Source organism: Psychrobacter maritimus (assembly GCF_904846345.1).
GTDB classification, from domain to species: Bacteria; Pseudomonadota; Gammaproteobacteria; order Pseudomonadales; family Moraxellaceae; genus Psychrobacter; species Psychrobacter maritimus.
On record NZ_CAJHAJ010000001.1, the window covers coordinates 65,719 to 92,715 of the forward strand.

The window sequence follows — 26,997 nt, forward strand, 5'->3', positions numbered from 1 at the left end:
AACAGCCTCTTTATTAAGGGCTGTTTTTTACTTTATACACAGTCAAAAACTAAGCATTATTTATTCTTATTATTGATAGCTTTTTGAAATCGATTGCTTTTAAGAAATTACGCTTTATAACCATCTTCTTTACCAGTAATGCTACCGACTTTTTTGGTAAAGATGAGTGCGGCAGGAATAGACACAAGGAAACCTGCTGCTACCGCTATTTGAATATGCGGAATCTCGTTAAAACCCGTGACCAATGCGCCAATCATAAATACGCCGATGGTAACGGTTGCGGCTATCGAATAGATGACAGAGAATAGTGGCCAGTTCATGATATATTCCTCATTTATTGTGTGGGTATAACACCTTTATACACTAAATCCACACAAAAAGTAAGTGTTTTCTTATAGACCCGCAGCCCATTTATAGCAAGTGATTCATATTGAAAGCCATATTATAATTGTTGATTTGCGCTATGCACTTTTAATAAAGAGAAAAGCAGTATATTGGCTGTTTTTTGCCTTCTCAACTTATCTAAACGTCTTATCACTTAGTCGCAAAAAGTTCATACGCTATGATGAATTTATCATTACAATAGTGGGTTTCCTGTACTCTTACATGCACTTTGCCAGTTGCAGTTGCATTTGCTAGTTTGCACTCTTCTATCCTTACTCAATAGCTAAGCTTGCTTCTATGACCTCATCTAATACTGACCCTACTAACCGTTCACTGCCTGTCGATAAATCCCAAAACGATTTTGAATCTAAAATCGTCAATATCATTAATGATGACATTGATGACAACATTGCTGAACCAGCAGCACAGGATGCGGCTGTTGAAAATGTTGATGCCGACAATAACAGCGATAAAGAAGTTGCCAAAGAGTCGGCAGCGGCGCAAGCACCAGAAGCGAAGATAAAGATGGAAACCGTTGCGCCTGATGTGGTGGTTGCCTCATTAGAAACCCCTGACACAGACTCTCAAGCCGTGAATGATCATACAGAGTCGGATTTTCTAAGCACTGAGGAAGATTTTTTTCAGGGCGATGCCGATGCAGAAGTAAGCGTAGAAGCTGATGAAACGGATTTTAGTCAACAGCATTCAAACGATGCACAAGCTCATGAGCTGCCAGATGAAGAAAGCTTGAACAGCGAAAACCCAAACGAAAAAGAAGCGCTCAATCAGGAACAAGCGGCTGTTCCTACGGCTAAGCCTCAAGCAATGAACGATGAGAAAAACATCAACAAAAATGAGCCGCCAATTAATAAAAAGCAAAACAGTACTCAAACCGCTGATAATGTTTTAGAAGAAGATGAGGTTAGCGATGATAACCATAAGAGCGATGAAGAAGACGATGAAGAAGACAATGAAGAAGGCGAAGAGGTAAAAGAAAAAAAGGAAGCCAAACTTGAATCTTATAAGCAGTTTGTCGCTGAACAGTTTAGTAATAAAAAAGTAGACTATCCAGAAGTGCGCGTTAGGATTGAGGCCAATGCGCTGCCGAGCAAAATGTATTTCATCATGAATATCCTCTCGGCTATTATCGCAAGCTATGGACTGGTAACCAACTCAGCGGCGGTGGTCATTGGGGCGATGTTGGTCGCTATGATGTTGGGTCCTATCACTGGGGTGGCATTAGCGATTATTGACCATCGTATGCCGCTACTACGTAAGTCACTTATTACCGTGTTTCTAGGCATCTCTTTGGTGGTATTGGTGGGCTTTATCGTCGGCTGGTTACACAAAGAACAACCGCTAACAGCAGAGATACTATCGCGCACGCAGCCGACTTCAATGGATTTGATGATTGCTCTTGCTGGTGGTACGGCTGGTGCTTATGCCATGGTTTCTCCGCACCTGTCGGTGGCAGTGGTTGGCGTCGCGGTGGCGACAGCTTTGGTGCCGCCCCTTGCTGCCAGTGGCATTTTATTTGCCAATGGCGAGCTTCAGCTTGGGTTTGGCGCACTCTTGCTGGCTATGACTAACATCCTTGCCATTCAATTTACCAATGCGCTGGTATTATGGGTTTTGGGCTTTCGTCGTTTGGTTAAGGACGATTATAAGTCCAATACCTATCTGACTTTTTTGCAGCGTAATGCGGTGACATTATTGTTATTGGGCGGATTAGGAACCTATTTGACCATTAATCTACAAACCAACGCCAAACAGCAGGTGTTTGAAAGTAGCGTCAAAGAGACGATTAATAGCTACTTTAGTGATAAAGGCAATGTGCTGACCAATACGCAGTTTGATAAAAGCGACACCAATCAAGTCGTGCGCGCGGTGATTCGCGGCGAGACAACGCCCAGCTCCTACGATGTCCGTCAAATCGAATCGATTATCAGCCAAGATATGGCTGATAATTTCCCTGACTATCTACCGATTCGCTTGCAGCTACGCTATATGCCTGTACAGGTGATTGAGTCGCATCCACTCATTCAAGATAAGCTTGATAAAACCGATGTAACTATACTAACCAACTGATTTATTTAACCGGCTATTTATTTAACTGACTAATTGACCCTAGTCGGTTAATGCATTCACTGCGGTGCGACAATCTTTCTATAAAACCTAAAGTATTTATTCAATATATAGCGATTTAATAAGAGCAGATGTTCAATGCAAGCGCCTGCTTAATAACGAAACTTAAGCCATATTTACCCGGTGTTTGCTTATGAATCTTCAACACCCTTGGCACGTTTGTGCTAAAATCGCTTGCAAAATTATTTTACTTATTTTACTCAATACATCCGTCAGTAAGGAGCCGCTGTGAGCCAGCCATTTCGCTCAGCCGATATTCGTCAAGCTTTTATCGATTTTTTCATAAGCAAGCAGCACACCCCCGTCGCCTCGTCGAGCTTGATTCCATACAACGACCCGACATTACTATTCACCAATGCCGGCATGAATCAGTTTAAAGAAACCTTTTTGGGCATGGAGCCGCGTGACTATACGCGTGCCGTGAGCTCACAAAAATGCGTACGTGCCGGCGGTAAACACAACGATTTGGATAATGTCGGCTATACGGCGCGCCATCATACGTTTTTTGAGATGCTTGGTAACTTCTCTTTTGGTGATTACTTTAAGCAAGCTGGTATTGCCTATATTTGGGAGTTTTTAACCTCAGATGAATGGTTGGCAATCGATAAAGACCGTTTGTATGTGACCATTTATGCAACCGATGATGAAGCCTTTGATATTTGGCATAAAGACATTGGCATCCCAAGCGAGCGTATTATCCGTATTGGTGATAATAAAGGCGCGCCTTACGCCTCTGATAACTTTTGGACGATGGGTGATACCGGTCCATGTGGTCCTTGTACCGAAGTGTTTTATGACCATGGCGCTGATATCGAAGGCGGTTTGCCGGGTACGCCTGAAGAAGATGGCGACCGTTATATTGAGATTTGGAACTGTGTCTTTATGCAGTTTAACCGTCAAAAAGACGGTACTATGCTGCCGCTACCGGCCCCAAGCGTAGATACTGGCATGGGTCTTGAACGTATCAGTGCCATTATGCAAGGCGTCCATGGCAACTACGAGATAGATTTGTTTGTCCATCTAATGGATGCGGCTGCTGAGATTTTAGGTATTGAAAACGAGCAACAATCTTCCTTAAAAGTCATCGCCGACCATATCCGTGCCGTGGCATTTTTGATTGCTGATGGCGTCACCCCAAGTAACGAAGGTCGCGGTTATGTACTGCGCCGCGTTATTCGCCGTGCGGTGCGTCACGGTAATAAGCTTGGTGCCGATAGCGACTTCTTTTATAAAATGGTTGCGCCTTTGGTTGCTGAGATGGGTACTGCCTACCCAGAGCTAAAAGACAAACAAAGCGTCATTGAAAACGCCATTCAAAAAGAAGAAGCCCAATTTGCCAAAACCCTAGCGCAAGGTTTACGCCTGCTTGCCAGCGAGCTTGAAGGCTTGCAAGACGGTGATACGCTCTCTGGCGAAGCGGCATTTAAGCTATATGATACTTACGGCTTCCCCGTTGACTTGACCGCTGATATCACCCGTGAGCGTGGTATTGTGATTGATGAAGCGGAATTTGATGAGCATATGCAAGCACAGCGTGAACGTGCGCGTGATGCCGGCAAATTTGATGTCGATTACAGCAGCGTTATCCAAGTAGAAAACCCAACCACCTTTATCGGTTATGAGCAGCTTGAAGAAGATGGTGTGATTATTCATGCCCTCTATCAAGATGGCAATCCAGCCGAGAGCTTAGCTGAGGGCATGGAAGGCGTTGTTGTCCTTGACCGTACACCGTTTTATGCTGAAGGCGGTGGTCAAGTAGGTGAGCTGGGCGAAATTCGCAGCGCAACCGGTGTTTTTGAAGTGCAAGACACCAAAAAATCTGGGCAAGCTATTATTCATTATGGCGTGGTTACCATGGGCGAGATTAACGCCCAGCAAACAGCCGATGCGCAAGTATTATCAAGCATTCGTGCTGCTAGTGCCAAAAACCACTCGGCCACGCATCTATTGCATGCCGCGCTAAGACAAGTATTGGGTAATGAAGTCACACAAAAAGGCTCATTGGTTTCAAGCGAGGTATTACGTTTTGACTTCTCCTATGACAAGCCCGTTAGCGCTGCTGAAATCAGCCGTATCGAACGCCTTGTCAATGAGCAAATTCAAGCCAATACCCCTGCCCGTATCGAGCATATGTCTATCGATGAAGCGATGAAGCAAGGTGCGATGGCGTTATTTGGCGAAAAATATGGTAACGACGTGCGTGTCTTGACCATGGGCACCGACAGTATCGTTGATGGTCAGCGTCAGCCGTTTTCTATTGAGCTGTGCGGCGGCTTGCATGTGCAGCGCACCGGTGATATTGGTCTGTTAAAAATCACCAGCGAATCCGGTATTGCTGCTGGCATCCGCCGTATTGAAGCGGTCACCGGTATGAATGCCATTAAAAACATTCAGCAAAGTGAGCAACAACTCAGCGAGCTTGCCAGCCAGCTAAAAGTCAAACGTCCTGAAGTAGCACAGCGTGTGCGTACCATGGCCGATAAGCAGCGCGATTTGGAAAAACAGCTCGAACGTTTAGAGCAAAAAATCGCCAGCGCCCAAGCCGCTAATTTGCTCGATGACGTACAGACCATTGCTGGTACACCGGTGCTTATCAGTACTTTAAGCGGCGTTGATGGTAAATCCATCCGTACCCTGATGGACGATATCAAATCAAAACTTCCTGATAGCGTGATTGTATTGATTGGTGATAAAGATGAGCAATTGGCATTAGCCGCTAGTGTGGCAAAATCTGTTACCGCTAAAGTAAAAGCCGGTGATATCATTCGTCATTTGGCAGGTGAGCTGGGTGGTAAAGGTGGCGGTAAGCCTGACTATGCCCAAGGCGGCGCACCAAAAGCTGCCAACACCAGCGCGGTTATCAATGCGCTACCTGCGTGGATTGCAGAGCAGCTTGGTTAAGTATTAAGCTTAGGCTAATAGATGATTGGTTATAACGGTTATAACCAATCGCCATACATCTAATGCTTGCTAGCACTTAAAGTTATGGCGCTAATATGGTATAAAGTACCACGCTTAGATGCAGGTCAGCATATCTAGTCACTAGCTATAAATAGTAAAACAGCAGAGCGTAAAACAGCAGAAAGTAAAATACAGGGCGCAGTTTTTATAATCCGGCTTTATCGTTATTAAAATGAATCTAGCACTGTCGTTGCAAACAGCGCCATGATGGATTGATGTCGATAAGTAACAGATGGCCATTGGTGAATAATAGGTAGATTTTTATGGCGTTAATAGTACAAAAATACGGCGGCACCTCGATGGGCAGTATCGACCGCATCAAAAATGTCGCCAAACGAGTCAAACGCTGGCATGACAACGGTCATCAAGTGATTGTGGTGGTGTCTGCCATGAGCGGCGAAACCAACCGTTTGATCGATTTAGCACGCCAAATCAGCAGCCAACCTGACCCACGCGAATACGACCAAATGGTCTCAACGGGCGAACAAGTCTCTATCTCTTTACTTGCGATGGCGATTAAAGAGCTGGGGGTTGGCGCCCGTTCATTCACCGGTCGCCAAGTCGCCATTAAAACCGATAGCGCCCATAATAAAGCGCGTATCGAAAGCATCGATGATAAAAACATCCGTGAGCAACTAGATGCGGGCAACGTCGTTATCGTCGCAGGCTTCCAAGGTATCGATGAAGAAGGCAACGCGACGACATTAGGTCGCGGCGGCTCTGACACCACAGGTGTTGCCATTGCAGCAGCCTTGGGCGCTGATGAATGCCAAATCTATACCGATGTCGATGGCGTTTATACTACCGACCCACGCGTGACCTCAAAAGCCAAAAAACTTGAAAAGATTACCTTTGAAGAAATGCTTGAGATGGCAAGCCTTGGCTCCAAGATTTTACAGATTCGCTCAGTAGAGTTCGCTGGCAAATATGGCGTGCCACTGCGCGTATTATCTAGCTTTGATGAAAACAACGATGGTAGCTTCGACCAAGACTTTCAAGACAATGTCGGCACCCTAATTACGATAGACGAAGGAGACAACATGGAACAGGCAATCATCTCAGGTATCGCTTTTAATCGCGACGAAGCAAAAATAGTCGTGCGCGGTGTGCCTGATCACCCTGGTATCGCCTCTGCCATCCTAAGCCCTATCGGTCGCGCCAATATCGAAATCGATATGATCGTCCAAAACCTATCGACCAACGGCACCACTGACTTCACCTTTACCGTCAACCGTACTGACATGGATAAAACCATGAAAGTGCTAGAAGATGAAGTGAAAGATGAGATTGGTGCCAAAGAGATATTGGCCAACAACGAAGTGGTTAAAGTGTCATTGGTCGGTGTTGGTATGCGCTCGCATGCTGGTGTTGCTAGCTTGATGTTCCAAACCTTGGCTGAAAACAATATCAATATCCAAATGATATCGACCAGTGAAATCAAAGTGTCTGTACTTATCCAAGAACAGCATTTAGAAAAAGCGGTCAAATCATTGCACACGGCCTTTGGGCTTGACCGTGAAGACGGTGACAGCAAAATTGCTGGGTTATAAATATTTAATGGCTAGCGTTTATACATTATAAGCATCAGCACTTTAATAAAGACCAAAGCGGGTTGCATACTTATTAAGCAAATAACGATTGATTATTTTTAGCAAATTTTAATTAAATAGAGTCTTATTAGGCTCTATTTTCTTTTATTACTATTGCTAAGGTAAGTATATACCTAATAGTTTTGTGAAAACCCGTGACAGTATCTGTTATGCCCCCTATAATGGGGCTTTCATTTGGGCTAAATGAATCTACCTATCATTACCGCTATTGGCACCACCTTAAGCATTGTTTTTATGATGAATACATTGCTTATTTAGTGCTGCGGTGATGTCCTGTAATTGAGACGCAATCTGATGAGTAATAATCTGTTGATGCGACATAAGGAGTGTGACGCATGTTAATTTTGACACGCCGCGTGGGCGAAACTCTAATGATTGGCGACGAGGTCAGTGTGACTGTCCTAGGTGTCAAGGGCAATCAAGTACGAATCGGTGTGAATGCACCTAAAGATATTGCCGTACACCGTGAAGAGATTTATCAGCGTATCCAGCATGAGCGTACGGTACAGTCGCAAATGCAACATCTTGAACAAGGCAGCTTTGCGCCTTCATTCGATGATGAAGACTATTTCAATCGCTAAATGGTTCGCTTACTATCTAACTATCAATAATTATTGGGCATAAATTAAGCACCCTATTTCTGCTTTCTAATCTGCTCTGAGGTCATGTATTTATGAGTATCCGCCAATCAGATGTATCGGCTCTACTTAATGGTTTGAATAAAAAAGCCATTGGATTCAATGATGTCATCAGCTTTATTGATGATTTTTATCGCTATGCACCGGCGCCTTTTGTCAATGGCTTGATCCATAACGCTGCTGGCGAAAACGAAGGCAGCGCCAAGATTTTTGGCTTTGCTAAGCACCATGGCTTAAATCAATTAGACACCCTAAAGCTGTTCGGTGAGCATTATGCCAAGGTTCAAGCGACCCCAAAGGGTACGGACCATGCCAATATCCGCAACTTTTTACATTGGGGTTGGCAAGGGTTTTTGATGGAAAAAAACCCATTAACGCCGCGTCCAAGTGTTGATACCAGCGCGCTATAGTGATGTAGCTATGTAGTGATGCCATATTGATACATAAAAAAGCCACGCTATCATCATAGCGTGGCTTTTTTATGTGCATTATTTTTTATCCGAAAATTTCGATGTTAGTCTATTTATTGCGAAATTTGACCGGCTGCACTGCACCTTTAGGATTGGGCATATTGGGATAATGATGCTCGTGTTCAACATCACATTCAGCGCCCACAATAGAGCCATCGTCTTTTACAGGTTTATGGATATAACCGGTACGCTCGGCTGGCGGCAGATGCTCATGCTCCCAAACCATCACCGCTTGCATACAAGTTTCGCGCTGCTCAGGCGTGAGCTTACGACCATCTGGCCACTTACCTATCTCAATCGCCAAACGGAATTGATCGACCACTTCGGGGGTGACACTTGCTAATATCGTTTGTTTGTCCATCGTACCTACTCTCCACTACTATATTTTATACAAAAAGCCTCAGCGAACAGGCTTTTTATCATCGATGCGCTTATTCTTCTATAATATCATCATCAACATCCATACTGAATTCTTCGGCATGGACGTTCCAGTGCAACTTGGTGCGGCAGGCCTCATAGAAATCAAACCCAGGTGGATGTAACAAGGTCAGCTTATCAGGGTGCTTGCGAATATACAGGCGTTGCTCTTGATCAAGCGGTATACTGGGCTTGCCATCGGCGCTCACCTGCGGCTGGGTGCGATTGTCCTCATGGATACGAATACAAATCTCACTCGTCCCACTCACCACAATCGGGCGACTAGACAAAGTGTGCGGATGCATCGGCACCAAACAAATCGCATCCATACTCGGGTGAATAATAGGACCACCGCCAGAGAGTGCATAAGCCGTTGAACCCGTTGGTGTCGCGACAATAAGCCCATCACTATGCTGGCGGTAAACATCATGACCATCAATTTTCATCTGAAAATCAATCATGTGCACCGATTTACCCGCATGTAATACCACATCGTTAAGCGCCATATCTTCATGAATAATCTTGCGACCTTCACGAATCTCCATGGTGAGCAAAAACCTATGGTCTAACTGATAATCACCCATCAATACTTGGCGTAATTTAAAGGCGGCTTCATCAGGCTTTACATCGGCTAAAAAACCAAGGCGACCACGGTTGACCCCCAATACAGGGACACGGTAGCGTGCCAGTGCTTCAGCGGCATGCAATATCGAGCCATCACCACCGACCACGATGACCAAGTCACAAATCTCGCCAATTAAACTGCGCTTGACGATTTTGACGCGCTCAATCTCGGTCAGGTTTAACGTCGGTAAATTGGCCGTTTGTACATCCATAATCAATGTTAAATTCATATCATTGATGGTTTGGGCAATCTGCACCAAACTTTGGGTCACACTACGTTTTCCCGCGCGGCCCATCAGACCGATACGCCTGAAAGCAGGATTTTTGATAGCGTGGAACAGCTCTGATTCATGTAAGTGCGGCAATCGGGCGGACTGCGCTGAGTTTTCCATAAAACGACTCGGCATAACGGTAAAGTACAGGGCAATGATAGCGAGAAAACAGCGCTTAGACTAGCATGTTTATCAATTATCGTTGTTAACTGTCGTAATTGACCCCATATATCTTCTATCATACGCCACTTTTAGGCGTGTTTGTTTAGCTACTCACTATCGCACCCTATTTCTATATACATGGGCGAATCACCGGCGTAATAGTCACTGAGAGCCTTGTATGCTGTCACGCAAACACAGTTGACAATAATAGCGGTTTTGCTAAAGTAGCTGGCATCTCAGTTATTTATATTTTATTAAGGACATTTTTATGGCCAATCCTATTGTCAGTCGTGCAGAGCTTGCCGTTGGCGGCGCGCCGATGACGGTTAAGGGCGTGATTCAAAAAACCAGTCTATTGCTTGGCTTATCGGCGATTACTGGTATTGGATTTTTCTTTTATGCGTTAATGGCAGGCCTATCACAAGGTTTTATCACCATGGCGGCTTTTGGTAGTATGTTTGCCGCTTTTGGTCTTGCTATTTTTATCACTTTTAAACCGCAAAAAGCCAAAACCTTTGCCGTACCTTATGCTCTATTAGAAGGCATCTTTTTAGGTGGTATCTCACTATTCTTTATGCGCATGTACCCAAGCGTGCCAGTTACTGCGATGTGTGCGACCTTTGTCACCGCAGCTGTGATGCTAGGGCTATATCGCTCAGGTCTGGTTAAAGTGACTGAAAAATTCCGCTCAATCGTCACCTCAGCATTGATTGCCATCATGCTTGTTTATGTGGCGCAGTGGGTACTGTCCTTAGCGTTCGGTTCGAGCTTACCCTTCTTATTTGAAGGTGGCGCCATCGCTATCGGCTTTAGCTTATTCGTGATTGTTATCGCCTCTTTTACCCTGTTATTAGACTTTGATAATATTGATCGCGGTGTGGCGATGGGTGTATCTGAAGACTACGAATGGTTATTTAGTATTGGTATCCTTGCCACGCTGGTGTGGATGTATATCGAATTTATGCGTCTGCTAAGTTACCTACAAGACTAAGCTACCTACAAGACTAATCTAAACCCTGTTTAGCAGTTATTTAAATAAAAAAACCGTCTTTTATAAAGGCGGTTTTTTTGTGGGTAATTTTCAGAAATTTATTTAAATGAGTTTAAGCTGGTTTAAATTAAGCACGCTTTAGGCGCAGCGCATTTAATACCACAAATAATGAGCTTAGCGACATACCAATCGCCGCAAGCCAAGGTGGCACATAGCCTAAAGCCGCCGGTATCAAGACACTACTATTATAAATGAGCGCCCAACGCAAGTTTTGCTTAATAATACGCTTGGTCTTATCAGCGATACGTTTCGCCGCAGTAATAGCTTCAATCTGACCATTTAGGATAATACTGTCACTCGATACTTGCGCTAAATCTGCCGCGCCCGCAATTGAGGTTGAAACATCGGCTGCGGCCAATACTGGCGCATCATTAATACCATCGCCGACCATTAATACAACCGCGCCTTTTGCTTGCAGCGCTTGAATATGATTGACTTTATCGGTTGGAGATAAACCGTTATAAGCGGCTTTCATGCCTAAGTCCTCAGCCATTATTAGCGCTTGCGGGCTTGGGTCACCGGTCAGCATGACCGGCTCAATACCAAGCTCTTTCAGCGTATCAAGCATCGATTTAGCACTATCACGCACCTTATCGTTAAAGTAAAAACAGGCCAGCGCTTGCCATGCATTTGACTGACTATCCTGACAAGACAATACCACGGCCGAGCTGGCTCGCTGTGCAACCAAATCAATGACTAAGTCATGATTATCACTATTCGCTTTATTCAAGGCAAAATCCACATGACCAATGCGATATAGCACCCCATCAATCATCGCTTCTACGCCGCCTGCCGGATAATACTGCAAGGCTTGCGTAGCTGGCAGGTGCAATTGATAAGCTGCTGTGAGCAGAGCGTGAGCAATCGGATGGCGACTACCGACTTCAAGCGCGGCGGCAATCGCTAATAGCTTGTCCTTTTCGTCACTAGCATCATTTATGTCTATTTTATCTGTCGTCGCAACATTAGCGGCTATTAGCTCGATATTTAATAGATTGGGCTTACCGTAAGTGAGCGTACCGGTCTTATCAAACGCCACATGGGTAATCTCAGCAAGGGTTTGCAAAGTATGCCCACGTGTGGTTAAAAAGCCATAGCTTGCCAAGCGATTGGTCGCTACCGTCAGCGCAATCGGTGTCGCTAAGGACAGCGCACAAGGACAGGTCGCCACCAAGACTGCAACCGTCGCCCAAATCGCTTGGCTTGGGTCAACGATATACCAACCGATAAATACCAAAGCTGACAATACTAAAATCCGTGCCACAAACCAACGTGCCAGCTTATCCGCTTGCTGAGCGAGTTTTGGTTTCTCGCTCATGGCACGGTTCATCAGCCTGTCTATCAACCCTATCTGGCTGTCTTCTGGCAATGCAGTCACTAGCATCTCAAACGGCTGACTGTCGTTTTGTGCGCCGCCAACGATATAATCGCCTTGAGTTTTGATGATTAAATCACCCTCACCTGTCAGCAAGCTTTGCGAAACGGTAGCGGTTTGGCTGAGCAAGATACCATCGCTGATAATCTCTGAACCAGCCTCCACCATGATGATGTCACCCACTTGCAAGCTATGAGCGGTCACCATCTGTTTGTCTTTTTGCTTGTTATTTAGCGTATGCTGCGTTTTTGAGAGATTGGCGGGCGTATTATTGGATTGCTGCCAGTCTTGAGCAATACGCAAGGTCAACTGCTGAATATTGGTATCCATGCTTTGCATAAAGTTAGGCATCAATTTTGCTACAGCGCTTGTGTCATTAACCGCTAAATCATTATTTGGGTTAGCAACTTGTTCAGTGTCATTATCAGCAAGGGTTTCATTAAGGGCATTTTGCTCCAGAAGCTGCAAGATACGCGCAGCTGCGTCTTTATCTTCGGCAATTTTTTGCACTAAGACAGGCTCGACCACCACCAAGTCATTGGCCATGGTGGCTGCTTTCAGGCGTGCATTATGCTCAATATAACGCCCAGCCAATAAGAAGAAAATAAACATACTGACCGAATCATAGTACGTCTCCCCTTGCCCCGTGACGGTAGCGTAAAGACTGGCAAAGAACGTCACCACTAAGGCAATACTAACCGGCACATCCATATTGACTTGACGGGCACGAATCGCTGACCATGCTGAAGTAAAAAACGGCACACCCGCATAAAAGAATACCGGCGTACTCACAAATAACGATACCCAACGTAGAAAGTCACGTTGGAAAATAAGCATGTCGCTATATTCACCAAAGTAAATCGCCACAGCATACATCATCGCTTGCATCGAGCCGAGCGCCGCGATACCAAGACGCAATAGCATCTGACTGTTATGACGTGCCAGCATAGCCTCGTGGGTATCTTGACGATAAGGCTTGGCTTCGTAGCCAATCTCATTGATAACGCCCAAAATACGACTAATCGGCAGCTTGTCTTCGTTCCAAATTACCCGCATACGCTGATTGGTTAAATTTACCTGACATTGACTGATGCCATCTAACTCATCTAAACGCGACTCAATCAACCACGTACAAGCGGCACAGCGCAGATTATTCACCGACAGCTCGGCTACCGACATGCCATCTTGCGCATAGACAAACTGCGACTTTATCTCGTCGTGATCATAAGCTTCGAGGCGAGTCAGCTGGGTGGGCAAACTTGCCGTACGGTTAATCTCTGAGCGGTCAAGATAATATTGCTCAAGTCCCGCCTCGACGATACTTTGCGCGGCCAACTGACAGCCCATACAGCACATCTCACGTGACTGACCCAATATCTCAGCATGAAACGGCGGCTGCGGCACAGGATCACCGCAATGAAAACAGTGACCGGCAAGCGGCAATACCAAACCCTCAGTAATTGAGTGATCTTGATAATGACGGTTGCTGCTTGATGGCATTGGTGAGGGAACACTGGACATAATCGCGCTTATTTCCTTTCGACAGGTTTACTTACAGCCGACTGGCCTTTAATAAACTTGTCATGATTAACTAGAGTCAATCCCTATGTAAAAGAGCTGCTTAACAAGGCTGTTTTTTAACACAGCTACTTTACATAGATATTGGCATGACTGGCATAAACAAAATACCGAACAAGAACGATAACGGCTCATTAATAGCATTGGCAGCATAGATAGCATTAATAAAAAGCATCATAAAACAAATTGTGAGGAAGTATGATGCCACTACTTTAAATAATATAAGTGACGTAAATGGTAAACTGCTGGTTTGGCTAGTGCTTTTAATACAGCTTATATAGTTTATCCAATTCAAAAACGATACAGTAAAGCTGGGATAAGTTTTTCGAAGCCTCTGTCGGCATCGGCACAGCAAGCGAGAAAAAGTTATCCCAGCAAAATCCGCCTACCAACCTATTGCTTTTGTTTGTTATTGCTTTCAGGTAATAGCAACTATATGGCATCAATACGCTCTATTAAAAGAGTCTAAAGCTTGCGTAAAAACCTATTAATATACCATTAAGTATTAAGATAACCATTATACTATAAGCAGGTGCGCTAAGCAGCATAACCCTTAGTCGCATATAGTCGCGCCATCTCAATGTATCCAACCCCCATATAACGAATCTCTAACGAACGCCCGATGAATGCGCGCGTTGACGATGATAGATTGAAAAAATTGTCAATTTGCGTCATTATGAGGCAGTTTTTTATCCCAGAATGGTGTGTCATCAGTGCAAAAATCTAATTCTAAGCAACCACAGTCCTCTAAGCCTGCTATCAATACGCTACCTTCACAGCAGCGCGGCATGGTGTTTAGTAGTATTTTATTAATTGTCATTATCGCCGGTATGGTGCTGTTGGCACTGTATTTGGTCAAACTTGATCGCACCATTACCCACAAGTTTGAGGGTAAACGCTGGGATATTCCTGCCAAGGTTTATTCGCAGCCGCTAGAGCTATATCAAGGCGCGAACGTCGATACAGACACGATGAAAAAGTGGCTTGAGCTGCTTAATTATCAAAGCAACAAGTCTTATGATCGTACGGGTACTTATCATAAATCCGGCAATACTTACTTTATCCATACGCGCGGCTTTACTTATAGCGCCAATGATGTCGATAAAGAGCAAGTCATCAAAATGACCATTGCTGGCAATAAGATTGAATCGGTACAAAGTACCCAGCCGGCCAAAACCGGCATTATTCGTCTTGAGCCGGTTAATATCGGTGGGATTTATCCAGACAGCAACGAAGATCGTATGGTGGTGTCGCTAGACCAAGTGCCGCAGCCACTGATTGACGCCCTAATCGCTACAGAAGATCGGGGATTTTATGAGCATAAAGGCGTATCGATACGTGGTATCGCCCGCGCCGTATTAAATAACTTTACCGGTGGTTCTAGGCAAGGTGGCTCGACCATCACCCAGCAGCTGATTAAAAACTTTTATCTAAATTCCGACCGTACCATGAAACGCAAAGCCAATGAAGCTTTGATGGCGGTACTACTTGAGCTGCATTATAGTAAAGATGAGATTCTGCAAACCTATTTGAATGAGATTTACTTGGGTCAAAATGGCAATCGTTCTATCAATGGTTTTGGCCTTGCCTCGCAATTTTACTTTGATAAACCACTCAAAGAGCTGCGTTTAGACCAACAAGCACTGCTGGTCGGTATGGCAAAAGGACCGAGCGTTTATAACCCGCGTCGCCATCCAAACGATTCAAAAGCGCGTCGTAACACAGTACTGAGCAATATGTTGGCGGTCGGCTCGCTCAGTCAAGAAGACTATGATAAAGCCATCGAGCAACCACTTGGTGTCGTTGATAAACCAGTCGAAGGCAAAAGCCAGTTCCCTGATTTTCTAGATATTGTTAAGCGCGAATTAAATAAAGTTTATTACTCGGATGACCTGAAAAACGAAGGTCTGATTATCATCAGTACCTTAGATCCTATTGCCCAGTTAGCAGCGGATAAAGCGGTTGAGAGAAAACTGGGTGAGCTGCGCCGCCGAGGTAGTAAGACCAAGGATTTACAAGGCGCTTTAGTCAGTGCCAACCCTGAAACGGGCGAGCTGGTGGCAGTGGTCGGTAGTGGCAGTGAATTTACGGGCTTTAACCGTGCTGTCGACGCCAAACGCCAAGTTGGTTCATTATTAAAGCCGATTATCTATATGACGGCGCTTGAAAGCGGGCGCTATAATTTGGCAAGCTCGGTTGATGATTCGCCGATTACGGTCAATCTCAGTGACGGTACTGAGTGGAATCCTAAAAACTACGACAATCGTGACCATGGTTATGTGCCATTTACCACCGCGTTGTCGCAATCTTATAATCACAGCGCGGTACGTTTAGGTATGGAGTTTGGCGTTCCTACCTTTGTTAAGCAGTTGCAGCGTATGGGTATTAAAGAGAAAATCCCGCCTTATCCTTCGGCTTTATTAGGCTCGGTCAATCTTAGCCCAATGGATATGCTTGGGGTTTACCAAGTGTTTGCCACTGGTGGTTTCCGCACGCCTATCCATAGTATTCGTAGCGTGATTGATGATCGTGGGCGTATCTTGCAGCGTACGGGGTTAAATACCCAGCGCAGTATCCCGCCTGAGACCAACTTTTTGATTAACTATGCGCTACAAGACGTGGTTAAAAACGGTACGGCTAGACGCATACAATCGCTTGGCAGCAATTTAAATCTTGCTGGTAAAACGGGTACTACTAACGATTACCGTGATGCTTGGTTTGCCGGCTACAGTGGTAACTATGTTAGTGTGGTTTGGGTCGGTCGTGATGATAATAAACCGATTGGTCTGAGCGGTGGTAGTGGCGCTTTACCAGTTTGGGTCGATTATATGAATCGTCTAAAACTGACACCTGTAGCCCTGCCAGAACCCGAAGGGATTGAATGGTTGTGGCTTGAGAACAACTCAGGCAAGCTGTCTAATGAACGCTGTGCCGATGCGCGCTACTTGCCCGTTATGTCAGCGCATCTACCAGAAGAAGCCAGCAGTTGTGCGCTGAGCTTATATCAGCAAGATCGTGCCCGTGAGCAGATACAGTTGCAAAATCAGCAAGGCTCTATCAATCAGCAGCGTCGCCGTGAAGGCTTAGACATTCCTAATGGCGCAGCAGTTGATGCGGATAACGAAGAGAACAATGCTGAGCAAGAGGGCGATTCAAGCACTCGTACCGATACTTGGTATGATCGCGCCGTTGAATGGTTCTAGAGTTTTTAAAACTTAAAAAAGGGTTTTAACATGGCATTATTTATACAGCAAACTGTCGCTACTAAGCAGGTTATCACGGCCCAAGCTACTAAGCAGACAAAGCGTATTAATACTATCTTTACGGTCAGCGCCGTTATCGGTATGCTGAGTTTAAGTGCCTGCCAGACGGCGCCGACGGTAATGAAAACCTCTCCTGTGCAAACGTCACCATCTGTAACGAAGCAACCGTCAACAGCGACTCAAGCACCTATTGTTAAAAACAGTACCCATGCAACCAGTCCTTATGAAAGCAATAACTATGAAAACGAGGCTTATGAATACTCTATCGAGCCTTATACGCCGCCTGAGCAGCCCACGGCAACCAACCCATTAACCGAAGCAACACCGGTTTATACGCCGGCCGACACACGGTCTACGCAAAGTCCGATAGTCACTCAGCCTGACAGCCCTGATGCCATAATCCTTACGCCTTCTCGCGAAGATTACATGATATCTGAGCCATCGATACCCTCACATAATGAGCTATTGGAGCGGGCGCGGCAAAACTCACAGCAGCGCAGTCAGCAAAGCACGACCAATAACAGTAACCTGCCAGCCTTTCGCAATCTTATGCAAGTGGGTACAGGGCAATTAAAAGCGGGCAATCTAAATGGCGCTGAAAGCAGCTTTACGCGCGCGCAGCGACTTGCGCCCAAGTCATCAGCCGTCTATTTTTATTTAGGACAAGTAGCCCTTAAGAAAAACCAACCGCGTAAAGCTGAAGCAATGGCACGCCGTGGTCTGACAGTCTCTCAAGACAGCAGTCGCCGCCGTGCGCTGTGGCAAATTATTTTGCAATCAGGACAAGCTCAAGGCAACGCCCGCGTGATAAAAGAAGCCAAACAAGCACTGCGCTAATCACACACGCCCTCGTATTTACCATGACGACTGACTATATAAGCGCTAAAATAGGCTTATATAGTTAGTCGTTAATTTTTTATCCCGTTTAATGATTACTTTCTTACACCCCTTTCATTATCCATTTTTAATTTAACATTAAGGTTACCCTTATGGCATGGCAACAACTGCACTTACAATGTGAAAAAAATAACGTCGATCTTGCTGAGGCACTGTTATTAGAGGCAGGCGCTCTATCAATTGCTTTAGATGATGCCGGCGATCAGCCTTTATTTGAACCACTTCCTGGTGAATCACCGTTGTGGGATGAGGTCATACTCACAGGATTGTTCGATGCCACTACTGATGCGGGCAGCCGCCAAGCGATTGAGCAATTAAGTCATGAAATCGGCGCACAAGTACAAGCTAGCCGAACGTGGGTCAGCGCTGTCGATGATAAGGATTGGGAACGTGAATGGATGTCCAATTATCAGCCTATCGAATGTGCCAATAACTTATGGATTGTGCCTAATTGGCTGACACCGCCAAACCCTGAAGCCACCAATATTATTATGGATCCAGGTTTGGCTTTTGGTACCGGCTACCATGCCACTACCCGTTTATGTCTTGATTGGCTGACAGAGCAAGACCTGACCGATAAAGTCGTCATCGACTATGGCTGTGGTTCGGGCATTTTAGGGATTGCTGCGCTTTTGTTGGGCGCTCGCCAAGTTTATGCCGTTGATATTGACCCACAAGCCGTGCTGGCAACCAATCAAAATGCTGAGCGTAATCAGGTTGATAATCGCTTGCAAGCATTTTTGCCAGAAGACTTCAATAACTACTGGCAACAAAACGATATTAAACCCGTAGAAGTCATGGTTGCCAACATTTTAGCCAAGCCGCTTATTGGCTTAGCGCCTTATTTTGCCACCTTAATGGCACCAAAAAGTCGCATCGTATTAGCAGGTTTGATTGAATCCCAAACCGAGCAAGTTACCGAAGCCTATCAGCCCTACTTTGCCCTTGATCCTAAGCACGCTTTTACCGCGCAAGAAGATCAACATTGGCAGCGTTTATCTGGTACATTTACAGGCTAGCAACATTTAATTACATCTGTTACGATAGAGGAGCAGTTAAATGTTGTGTATTTAACGCTGCTCTATAGTTGCCTGTGGGTTATGATGGTTAGCATATCTAAATTGACATTAGAATGATTGGCAGCGGTTGGTGAGTGGCTATACGGTATTAACATGCGGTATTAATACTTATACCTTTTTGGATTCTGACCCTATGACTACGCCAATAAAAACCCAATGCCCTCATTGTCATGCTATTTTTAATATCAAGAAAACTCAGTTAGACCAAAAAACAGCAAATGTCTGCTGTGAACATTGTCAGCACAGTTTTTTGGTCAATAACAACCTTATCGTCACCGCGGACACAGAACGCACGGGTGAAGATATAGCAAATGAACATAAAACTGCCGCAGCCGCTACGCCTAATATTCCTATCCATAAGCAAAATCCTTCTGTCTTATCAAAGACAAAATCAAAGCTGAACGTCACATCAGAGCCAGCAGAAGCAGATATTCTTATTCATGATGATATGATTGAGGATGAGGTGATTCATGATGGCTTAATTTATGACGACATGGACATTGATGGTTTTGAAGATAAAGATGAACATGTAGAATATGACTCATTAGACAGCATGGATGCATGGTTGACTCAAGCCGCAGATAGCAACAATAGCAACTCTGCCGCTATTATGGGTAATCAACATGCAAAAAACACGCCTACCTCATTGAATAAAAGCACGCACTCCTCTATTAATCCAATAGCAAATCCTGCTTTAGAAAGTGCTGCCTTAAAAGAGCCGCCATCAGCCGCACACGTTGCTCTGAGCTCAGCCGCAGCCAATGATATTCATGCCAATATCGATGACAATGCCGATGAATCATGGCTTGAAAAATTACTTAAAGAACAAAATAAAAGTGAAGATGCGCCAAAAGACCAGACTGATTTATCAGAGCTGCTTGTCAGTATGGGTGTCTCCCTCAAAGACGAAGACCATAGCAAGGCGGCACGTCTTAAACAACAGCAGACACAAGCAAAGTTTTCACCAACGCCTGCTAGGCGGTCGATTGCCTCGTTATTATGGACACTTGGCTGTCTGGTATTAGCGCTGCTACTATTTGCCCAGTATGTCATTTTTAATTTAGATAACTTGGTTAAAAATCCTGCCCATGCAGAGCGCTTGCAAAAAGTATGTGCTATCGCGGCTTGTAGCCTACCTAGTGCTAATTTAGCGGCTTTGAGCACAAGCGATATTAAGCATCAATCCAGTCGTATTAATACTACCAGCTCATTTAGCGATATCAGCATCACTTTAAACAATCAAAGCCCGCAAGCACAATTACTTCCTCATGTAAAAGTCAGTGTCTACGGTGACAAGGCGCTTATTGGAGAATTTATCGCAGCGCCACAGGATTATTTATTGAGCACGCAGAGCCAATTAGGCGCGTCAAGTCGCAAACAGCTCTTGTTCACCGTACCAGTTGCTAATACTCAAATCAGTAAAGTGAGTGTTACTCCTGTTTATTAACAATCTCACTTATTAAAAAAACCATTAATAGCCAAATGACTTATGCAAGAATAGCCATATGATTTATGCAAAATCATCTTTTATAAAAGACAGCTCTTATTACAGAAAGTTCTTAGTAAGGGCATCGTTTATCAAAAATACGATGCTATCCAATAACATTAAAGCCAATCGCTCTAAAACAGTCTATTAAATAGAAATAAATAGCCTCAATGCTATCGTAATGCCCAATCTATTGCTGTGATAGGCGATGACTTTGTTATAATAGCGCTCAAACGCCTTATGGTTTTTCTTTACGCTCAAGGACATTATCTTATGGCACCACATGCACAGTATAATGCCAATCATTTTGACAAAAATGCTGAGAATCCTGCTGATTACTATAAAGAGGACTACCATCGCTCAATTCACGAGGTAGAGTCTTCTTTAGACAATAGCATTCATGTTCATGAACCCCTGCGGGTACATGTAGAACGCGTGGTGCGGCAGTATTTTGCGATGTTAGATGATGAGATGCCAACAGACTTATATGAGCTTATTTTAAAAGAGATAGAGCAACCGCTGTTGTCTGTTGTCCTTGAAAAGAGCCGAGGCAATCAAACCAAGTGCGCGCAAATTTTGGGGCTCAATCGCGGTACGCTACGCAAAAAGCTAAAAATCTATGGTTTAATGTAGAACGGCTTAGCCTTGCTGCCTCTAATTTTGCTTAGATGACCCATACTTTTGCTTAATAGTGCTAAAACCATGGGCGCGCTGCCTTTATTTTCCAGTGCTTTTTAACGGCCACTTTTAATTATCATTTTTCGCAGCCGTTTTTCAAAGCCACTGTTCAAAGCCACTTTTCACAGTCATTATTTATGGCAAAGCTAGAGTTTATGATCTTATCAATCACGATACACTCTGTACCACTTGCCATTATTACCTTGCCAGGCGTTTACGTCAGGCTTTTTTTATGGAACTTTTTTTATGAGTACAACCCCACTTGCCCTACTCTCGGTCTCCGATAAATCTAACATCGTTGAATTCGCTCAAGGTCTGCTAAAAGCAGGTTTTGGCTTACTATCGACCGGCGGCACTTACCGCTTACTGACCGAGCACAACGTCGCTGTGACCGAAGTATCAGACTATACCGGCTTCCCTGAAATGATGGACGGCCGTGTTAAAACCTTGCATCCTAAGATTCATGGCGGCATTTTAGGGCGCCGTGGTACCGATGACGCGGTGATGAGCGAGCACGCCATTGAACGTATTGATTTGGTCGTCGTCAACCTTTATCCGTTCGCAGAAACCATTGCACGTCCTGACGTAACCATGAATGATGCGATCGAAAATATCGATATTGGCGGTCCTACTATGGTGCGTTCAGCAGCAAAAAACCACGCCCATGTTGGTATTGTGACCGATCCTGCTGATTATACGCGCGTACTCGAAGCCTTGGGTGAAGGTACAACACTGACCCATGCCCTACGTTACGATTTAGCGGTTAAAGCCTTTGAGCATACCGCACAATACGACGGTATGATTGCAAACTTCTTAGGTAGCCGAGTTAATGAAACTCAAACGCCAGAGAATTTCTCACGTACCTTTAACGTTCAACTTGAAAAAGTACAAGACCTACGCTACGGTGAAAACCCGCATCAAAATGCTGCTTTTTATGTTGAAAATCATGCCCTAAAAAGCAAGCAAGCGTCTATTGCAACCGCGCAGCAATTACAAGGTAAAGAGCTGTCTTATAACAACATCGCAGATACCGATGCCGCGCTTGAATGTGTTAAAGCCTTTAGTGCACCCGCTTGTGTTATCGTAAAACACGCCAATCCTTGCGGTGTGGCTGTAGATAGCGATCAAGTAGCGGCTTATCGCACCGCCTTTAGTACCGACCCTGAGTCATCTTTTGGTGGTATTATTGCCTTTAACCGCCCACTAACGCTTGCTGCTGCCAAAGCCATTATTGACAATCAATTTGTCGAAGTCATCATTGCCCCAAGTATTGAAGATGGCGTTCTTGAAGCAACTGCGAGCAAGAAAAACGTGCGCGTCTTGGTTTGTGGTGAATTACCAACACCTGAGCAGCGCGAAAGCCAGCTTGATTATAAACGCGTCAATGGTGGTTTATTGGTGCAAGAGCAAGATTTGGGCTTAATTACTGCCAATGACTTAAAAATCGTCACTGATGTCCAGCCAACGGAAGCGCAAATTGCTGATTTGCTATTCAGCTGGAATGTCGCTAAATATGTCAAATCTAACGCCATTGTTTATGCCAAAGGTCAACGCACTATCGGTGTTGGCGCAGGTCAAATGAGCCGTGTAAATTCAGCGCGTATCGCCGCTATCAAAGCTGAGCACGCCGGTCTTGCTACCGAAGGCGCGGTAATGGCATCAGATGCCTTCTTCCCATTCCGTGATGGTATCGATAACGCTGCTGAAGTCGGCATTGCTGCGATCATCCAACCGGGTGGCTCTATGCGTGATGACGAAACGATTGCAGCCGCAAATGAGCATGGTATCGCCATGGTATTCACTGGTATGCGTCATTTCCGCCATTAATCTGCTGTCAAGATAATGCTGTTAAGACAAAATCATTAAGAATAAATAAGAATCGTATTACATAAAAAAGCCACTATTAATAGTGGCTTTTTTACATTTAAGATTTGATAAAGCTTATTAAAACAAAGGTTTTAACAAATGCCCTATAGGTCGCTTAACGCCCTTGCGCATTGGCCATATTGGTTTTATTAATCTCAACTTTGTACACCATACGTAGATAATCTAGATAATCTTGCAGCTGATCTTGACCTAAATTATCACGAATAATGGCGGCAGTTTGTGCTCTTTGGGCATCAGATAACGGCGATTGCTGCTCTGTTTTGATGCGATCACCGACCAATAACGTCGCACCCATCTCAGTCTCGCTCGCTACTGCCACCACACCATTGGCGGCGGCTTGTTGACTAAAGGCTAAGCCGCGCTCTTTTTCAGTCAATTGCGTGGTCTGACGGTTTATCTCGCCCAACGCTTGTAGCTTAACTGGTTGTTTGGCAATATCAGCAGGCGTCTTAATCCCAGCGGCCAGTTTCTTCGCCTCGTTTAGTGCTAGTGCCGTCGCTTTTTGTTGGCGCAATATCTGCGTAATTCTTGGCATCGCTGCTGTCAAAGATAGCGTTTTCGTTGGACGATAGTTACTTGGTTGTACCCATACCGTGCCATTACCGACCTCAATACCTGCCGTCACTGCTTGGTCTTGAATGGTAAATTCATCAAACGCTTGCTTAATTACCGCAGGCTGCGCCAAAGCAGATTGGTTGTTTTCTTTACGATAGTCTTTGATACGTTTTAATGCGACGTTTTCTTGCTGAGCAATGTCTTCAATACTAAAGCCATCTGCTGCCAAATCGTTAATCGCCGTCACTTTATCGGCATACATTTCCTGACGTTTATACTCTTTGGCCTTAGCCGTTAGCTCTGCACGCATGCTGTCTAGACTTGGTATTTTGCTACCATTATCTTCAGTCACAGTAAATATCTGATAGCCAAAGCTGGTCTTTACAGGCGCGCTGACATCACCAACACTCAAGCCTTCAAGCGCTTTTTCAACCGCTGGGGCGTCATTACCAAATACCGAGGCATTAAAGCGTCCGATATCGCCACCCGTTTCTCCTGATGGATCATCAGATTCTGTCTTAGCCAGCTTAGCAAATGACTCACCTTTAGCAAGACGGGCTTTAATCTTATCAGCGCGCGCTTTCGCATCTTTACCGGTTAGCAAGATTTGGCTAATTTTACGCTCATCAACGACAGCCAGACCTTGCTTATAAGCTTCATACTGCTGCTGCACATCTTCTTTACTAACCTCATTAACCTCAATGGCCTGCGGGCTCAGTTGCAGGTAAGCCAAATCAACCATGGCAGCGCTTTTTAGCTTGTCTTTATTGGCATCATAGTAGGCTTGGATATCACCCTTGCTCAACTTTACTTGTTCAGCATAGTCCTGCCAATTAAAACGATGCAGCCAAATATTGCGCGACTCTAGCTGCAGGTCAATCAATTGACTAACCGCTTGCATTGGATATACCGCTGTGCCTACGATACTGGCGTTGAGCTGGTCTAAGCTTAACTGATTGCGGAACTCTGCAAACAGCTGGTCTTTGGTCATATTGCGCTGACGTAAAAAGTTTGAAAACTGATCGTTAGAAAAGTTACCTTCCGCATCTTTAAAGATTTCTTCTTGGCGCAATAAGCGATTGATGGTGTCATCAGAAACCGTCATACCAAGCTTACCCGCCTGCTGCTCTAGTAAAGTGCGATCAATCAATCCTTTTAAGACTTGCTCGTGGAGCACATCTTCATTTAATAAACTGGCATCATCAACTTGGTCTAAAAGCTCGGTACGGCGGTTATTTACCGCAGTCTGATACTCGGACAGTCCCACGCTTGCGTCACCTACTTGAGCGATTTGGTTGGGATCGACCCCGCCTCCAAAGTAGCTTTCGACACCCAATAGAGCGAGCGGCGATAGGCATAAAATCAATAAAATGCGACCTGGCCAGCTTTTTAAAAAATCGCGCAATTTATCCATAGTTATCTCTGCTTTATTAACCTATATTGATGAAAGACCATTGTAATACTATTAATAATATCAACGCTGTATAAGCAGGCAATGGTAAGAAGAAGAACGTGTGCAGTCTATCGTTGCAAAACAAGGCTTATTGACAAAGCTTACAGCAAGGTTTTTAAAACCCCTTGTTTAAACAACACATCTATCGCGCGCCCTATGATACGTGATTTTTAATGCAGACTCAAAATATTCACGCTACTATTCACACTAATTGACACAAACTATAGCACTAAAAAAAGCACCTAATCTCTAGGTGCTTTTTTGCTACATCACTCATGACTTAAATTGTACTTTGATTGTGCTTTAAGCCATGAGTTGCCATTATCAATTTATTACCAACAAACGCTGTTGTTATTCGTGTATCACGTCGTCAACGAGCATCTGTGTATCATAAAATAGCTTAAATGAAATGGCGTAAATAAAGCGGCTTGTTTTAAACGGCTTAGTTTAAACGCTCTTTCAAGTTTTTACCCGCTTTGAAGCTTGGTACTTTGCTTGCTGGAATGCTAAGCTCTTCACCAGTCTTAGGGTTACGGCCAGTACGAGCCTTACGGTCTTTTACGCTAAAAGTACCAAAACCAACCAATGAGATGCTATCGCCAGCTTCTAGAGCTTCGCCAACACTTTCCATTACTGCATTCAAAGCTTCGCCAGCTTGAGTTTTATTTAGACCACTTTTCTCGGCGATGCTATCAATTAATTCTGACTTATTCATAAAATTTCCTTCAAGTTTTAGGGGGTAAAAAAACGCTCACGCCAAGTATTGTATCGCTCTCAGAGTACTTAAGCAATAAAAACCACCTGACTGGCGTATAAACAGGTTTCGCTTTGTTAACGTCTTTATAGCAAGGCAGCATAAGGAGCGCAAGCGATTTTACATATTTTTGTGCACTCTACTACGTATTTGACACCCAATGTTACTCAAAACTGCTGCAACTTTTTTGCAAAATCGCTATTTTAGCTTGTGTATTTGGCTTAGTTCTTGTGTCATTTGACGTAGAAAATCAGCTTAGCCAGTTAAACACTATAGCTTGCGCACAAACAATTTAGCTTGCGCATAAACAATGTCATCAAACGCTTATTAAAGCGCTTAGTAACTGACTGCGCTGCTAAAAACCAATTTTTATCGATAAAAATAACTGCCAAGCCATACTAATACATTGTCAGTCATAAATACCAGTGTCTTTATTGACTGGCAAATTGTAAGGTAATAAATTAGCAACTGACAGAAACGGGCGTTACTTTTTATTATAAAGGCGTTACTATAAGCGCAATTCTATTGTACATTTTGGGTCGACTTTGATCCCTGCCTGTCCTTTTGTCTTTCATTTACACCATAAAAACGGATTATCTACATGAAGCGTTCTACGTTGTCTCACTCTCTGCTTAATATCATATTGGTGTTTATCGAGTCGGCGCTGACCCTGCTGTTACGCTTAGACCCAGAGCTCCGTAAAGCCGCTTATCCGCTTGCCAAGCAAGAGACTGTCGTCGCGCTAAGATTGTACTTACCGCATGTGGAAGTTTTTGCCACTTTTAGTACCAAAGGCGTGTTATTGGACGACCGCTTGCCTATCGGACGTACTGAGCCTGACGTTGTTATCAATGCTTATAGCATTCAAGTGATTAATGCCATCACCACCCACGACAGCGAAACCACCGAAAAGCTACAAATGCGTGGTGAGTCGGTGCAAGTACAGTTGGTGAAGCAGTTTATTATGCAGCTGGGTCTTGGTAGTTTGATTCAAGGCGTGATTAAAAAGATTAAGGGCGGCAAAAGTAAGCCCAAGCCTACCGAGGCTGAAAAGGCCGATAAAAAAGAGAGCTATAAGCTACGTATTAAAGAGCAGCAAACTCAAATCACCACTTTGACCATCAAAAACCGTGAGCTTGAAACCACGGTAAAAGAATTACAAAGCAAACAGCAGACCTTTATTATTACGAGCATAGTCGCTGCTGTTATCGCCATTGCCGCTATCATCGCTCTGTTTATAATGACTTAACTTTTAATA

At 44.5% G+C, this 26,997-nt stretch carries 18 protein-coding genes and 1 pseudogene; 13 read left to right on the forward strand and 6 right to left on the reverse strand.

The annotated features are described in order from the left end of the window. Positions 1-107: 107 nt before the first annotated feature. On the reverse strand, positions 108-320 hold the full coding sequence (locus tag JMX50_RS00250; protein ID WP_201564798.1) for a hypothetical protein: 213 nt from the start codon (positions 318-320) through the stop codon (positions 108-110). Between the two features lie 361 nt (positions 321-681). Between JMX50_RS00250 and JMX50_RS00255 the strand changes: the two genes are divergently transcribed. The 5 genes and pseudogenes from JMX50_RS00255 (at position 682) to JMX50_RS00275 (ending at position 8,148) form a co-directional block, all read left to right on the forward strand. After that, entirely contained in the window at positions 682-2,472 is a 1,791-nt protein-coding gene (locus JMX50_RS00255) for a DUF389 domain-containing protein (protein ID WP_201628017.1), read from the forward strand. Positions 2,473-2,757: 285 nt separating this feature from the next. Then, positions 2,758-5,430: an alanine--tRNA ligase gene (gene alaS / locus JMX50_RS00260; RefSeq protein WP_201628018.1), complete on the forward strand. Its 2,673-nt coding sequence runs from the start codon at positions 2,758-2,760 to the stop codon at positions 5,428-5,430. A 323-nt stretch (positions 5,431-5,753) separates the two neighbouring features. Further along, positions 5,754-7,040, forward strand: coding sequence for an aspartate kinase (locus JMX50_RS00265; RefSeq protein WP_201619442.1), 1,287 nt, complete (start codon positions 5,754-5,756; stop codon positions 7,038-7,040). Positions 7,041-7,435: 395 nt separating this feature from the next. Continuing rightward, a pseudogene (csrA, locus tag JMX50_RS00270) lies at positions 7,436-7,603 on the forward strand (carbon storage regulator CsrA); the annotation flags it as partial. A 170-nt stretch (positions 7,604-7,773) separates the two neighbouring features. Then, entirely contained in the window at positions 7,774-8,148 is a 375-nt protein-coding gene (locus JMX50_RS00275; RefSeq protein WP_201564802.1) for a HopJ type III effector protein, read from the forward strand. A 109-nt stretch (positions 8,149-8,257) separates the two neighbouring features. Here JMX50_RS00275 and JMX50_RS00280 read toward each other — a convergent pair whose 3' ends face one another. Continuing rightward, positions 8,258-8,569 (reverse strand): YeaC family protein, encoded by a 312-nt coding sequence (locus JMX50_RS00280; protein WP_201619441.1) that lies wholly within the window; start codon positions 8,567-8,569, stop codon positions 8,258-8,260. A gap of 70 nt (positions 8,570-8,639) precedes the next feature. Beyond that, positions 8,640-9,641 carry an NAD(+) kinase gene (locus JMX50_RS00285; protein ID WP_227670440.1) on the reverse strand — a complete coding sequence of 334 codons (1,002 nt, stop codon included), beginning with the start codon at positions 9,639-9,641 and terminating at the stop codon, positions 8,640-8,642. A 310-nt stretch (positions 9,642-9,951) separates the two neighbouring features. Here JMX50_RS00285 and JMX50_RS00290 point away from each other — a divergent pair, with 310 nt between their 5' ends. Then, positions 9,952-10,674: a Bax inhibitor-1/YccA family membrane protein gene (locus JMX50_RS00290; RefSeq protein WP_011280732.1), complete on the forward strand. Its 723-nt coding sequence runs from the start codon at positions 9,952-9,954 to the stop codon at positions 10,672-10,674. A gap of 127 nt (positions 10,675-10,801) precedes the next feature. Here the strand turns inward: JMX50_RS00290 and JMX50_RS00295 are convergent, their stop codons facing one another. Then, positions 10,802-13,630 (reverse strand): heavy metal translocating P-type ATPase, encoded by a 2,829-nt coding sequence (locus JMX50_RS00295; protein ID WP_201628019.1) that lies wholly within the window; start codon positions 13,628-13,630, stop codon positions 10,802-10,804. Between the two features lie 770 nt (positions 13,631-14,400). On the opposite strand from JMX50_RS00295, the gene mrcB reads away from it, so the two are divergent. The 6 genes from mrcB to purH all read left to right on the forward strand — a co-directional run bounded on the left by mrcB (position 14,401) and on the right by purH (position 22,917). Next, positions 14,401-16,890 (forward strand): penicillin-binding protein 1B, encoded by a 2,490-nt coding sequence (mrcB, locus tag JMX50_RS00300; RefSeq protein WP_201628020.1) that lies wholly within the window; start codon positions 14,401-14,403, stop codon positions 16,888-16,890. Positions 16,891-16,920: 30 nt separating this feature from the next. After that, positions 16,921-17,787 carry a tetratricopeptide repeat protein gene (locus JMX50_RS00305; RefSeq protein ID WP_201628021.1) on the forward strand — a complete coding sequence of 289 codons (867 nt, stop codon included), beginning with the start codon at positions 16,921-16,923 and terminating at the stop codon, positions 17,785-17,787. Between the two features lie 152 nt (positions 17,788-17,939). Then, entirely contained in the window at positions 17,940-18,866 is a 927-nt protein-coding gene (prmA, locus tag JMX50_RS00310; RefSeq protein WP_201609516.1) for a 50S ribosomal protein L11 methyltransferase, read from the forward strand. Between the two features lie 193 nt (positions 18,867-19,059). After that, positions 19,060-20,373, forward strand: a complete 1,314-nt coding sequence (locus JMX50_RS00315) for a DUF3426 domain-containing protein (protein ID WP_201628022.1) — start codon at positions 19,060-19,062, stop codon at positions 20,371-20,373. A 435-nt stretch (positions 20,374-20,808) separates the two neighbouring features. After that, positions 20,809-21,045, forward strand: a complete 237-nt coding sequence (fis, locus tag JMX50_RS00320) for a DNA-binding transcriptional regulator Fis (RefSeq protein WP_227670522.1) — start codon at positions 20,809-20,811, stop codon at positions 21,043-21,045. Positions 21,046-21,336: 291 nt separating this feature from the next. After that, positions 21,337-22,917, forward strand: a complete 1,581-nt coding sequence (purH, locus tag JMX50_RS00325) for a bifunctional phosphoribosylaminoimidazolecarboxamide formyltransferase/IMP cyclohydrolase (protein ID WP_201628023.1) — start codon at positions 21,337-21,339, stop codon at positions 22,915-22,917. A 154-nt stretch (positions 22,918-23,071) separates the two neighbouring features. Here purH and JMX50_RS00330 read toward each other — a convergent pair whose 3' ends face one another. Continuing rightward, positions 23,072-24,946: a SurA N-terminal domain-containing protein gene (locus tag JMX50_RS00330; RefSeq protein ID WP_201628024.1), complete on the reverse strand. Its 1,875-nt coding sequence runs from the start codon at positions 24,944-24,946 to the stop codon at positions 23,072-23,074. A gap of 481 nt (positions 24,947-25,427) precedes the next feature. Beyond that, the gene (locus JMX50_RS00335) at positions 25,428-25,700 is read right to left on the reverse strand and encodes an HU family DNA-binding protein (protein WP_068404475.1); all 273 of its coding nucleotides are present in this window, start codon (positions 25,698-25,700) and stop codon (positions 25,428-25,430) included. A 640-nt stretch (positions 25,701-26,340) separates the two neighbouring features. On the opposite strand from JMX50_RS00335, the gene JMX50_RS00340 reads away from it, so the two are divergent. Beyond that, positions 26,341-26,988, forward strand: a complete 648-nt coding sequence (locus JMX50_RS00340) for a hypothetical protein (protein WP_201620186.1) — start codon at positions 26,341-26,343, stop codon at positions 26,986-26,988. The last annotated feature ends 9 nt before the right edge of the window (positions 26,989-26,997 follow it).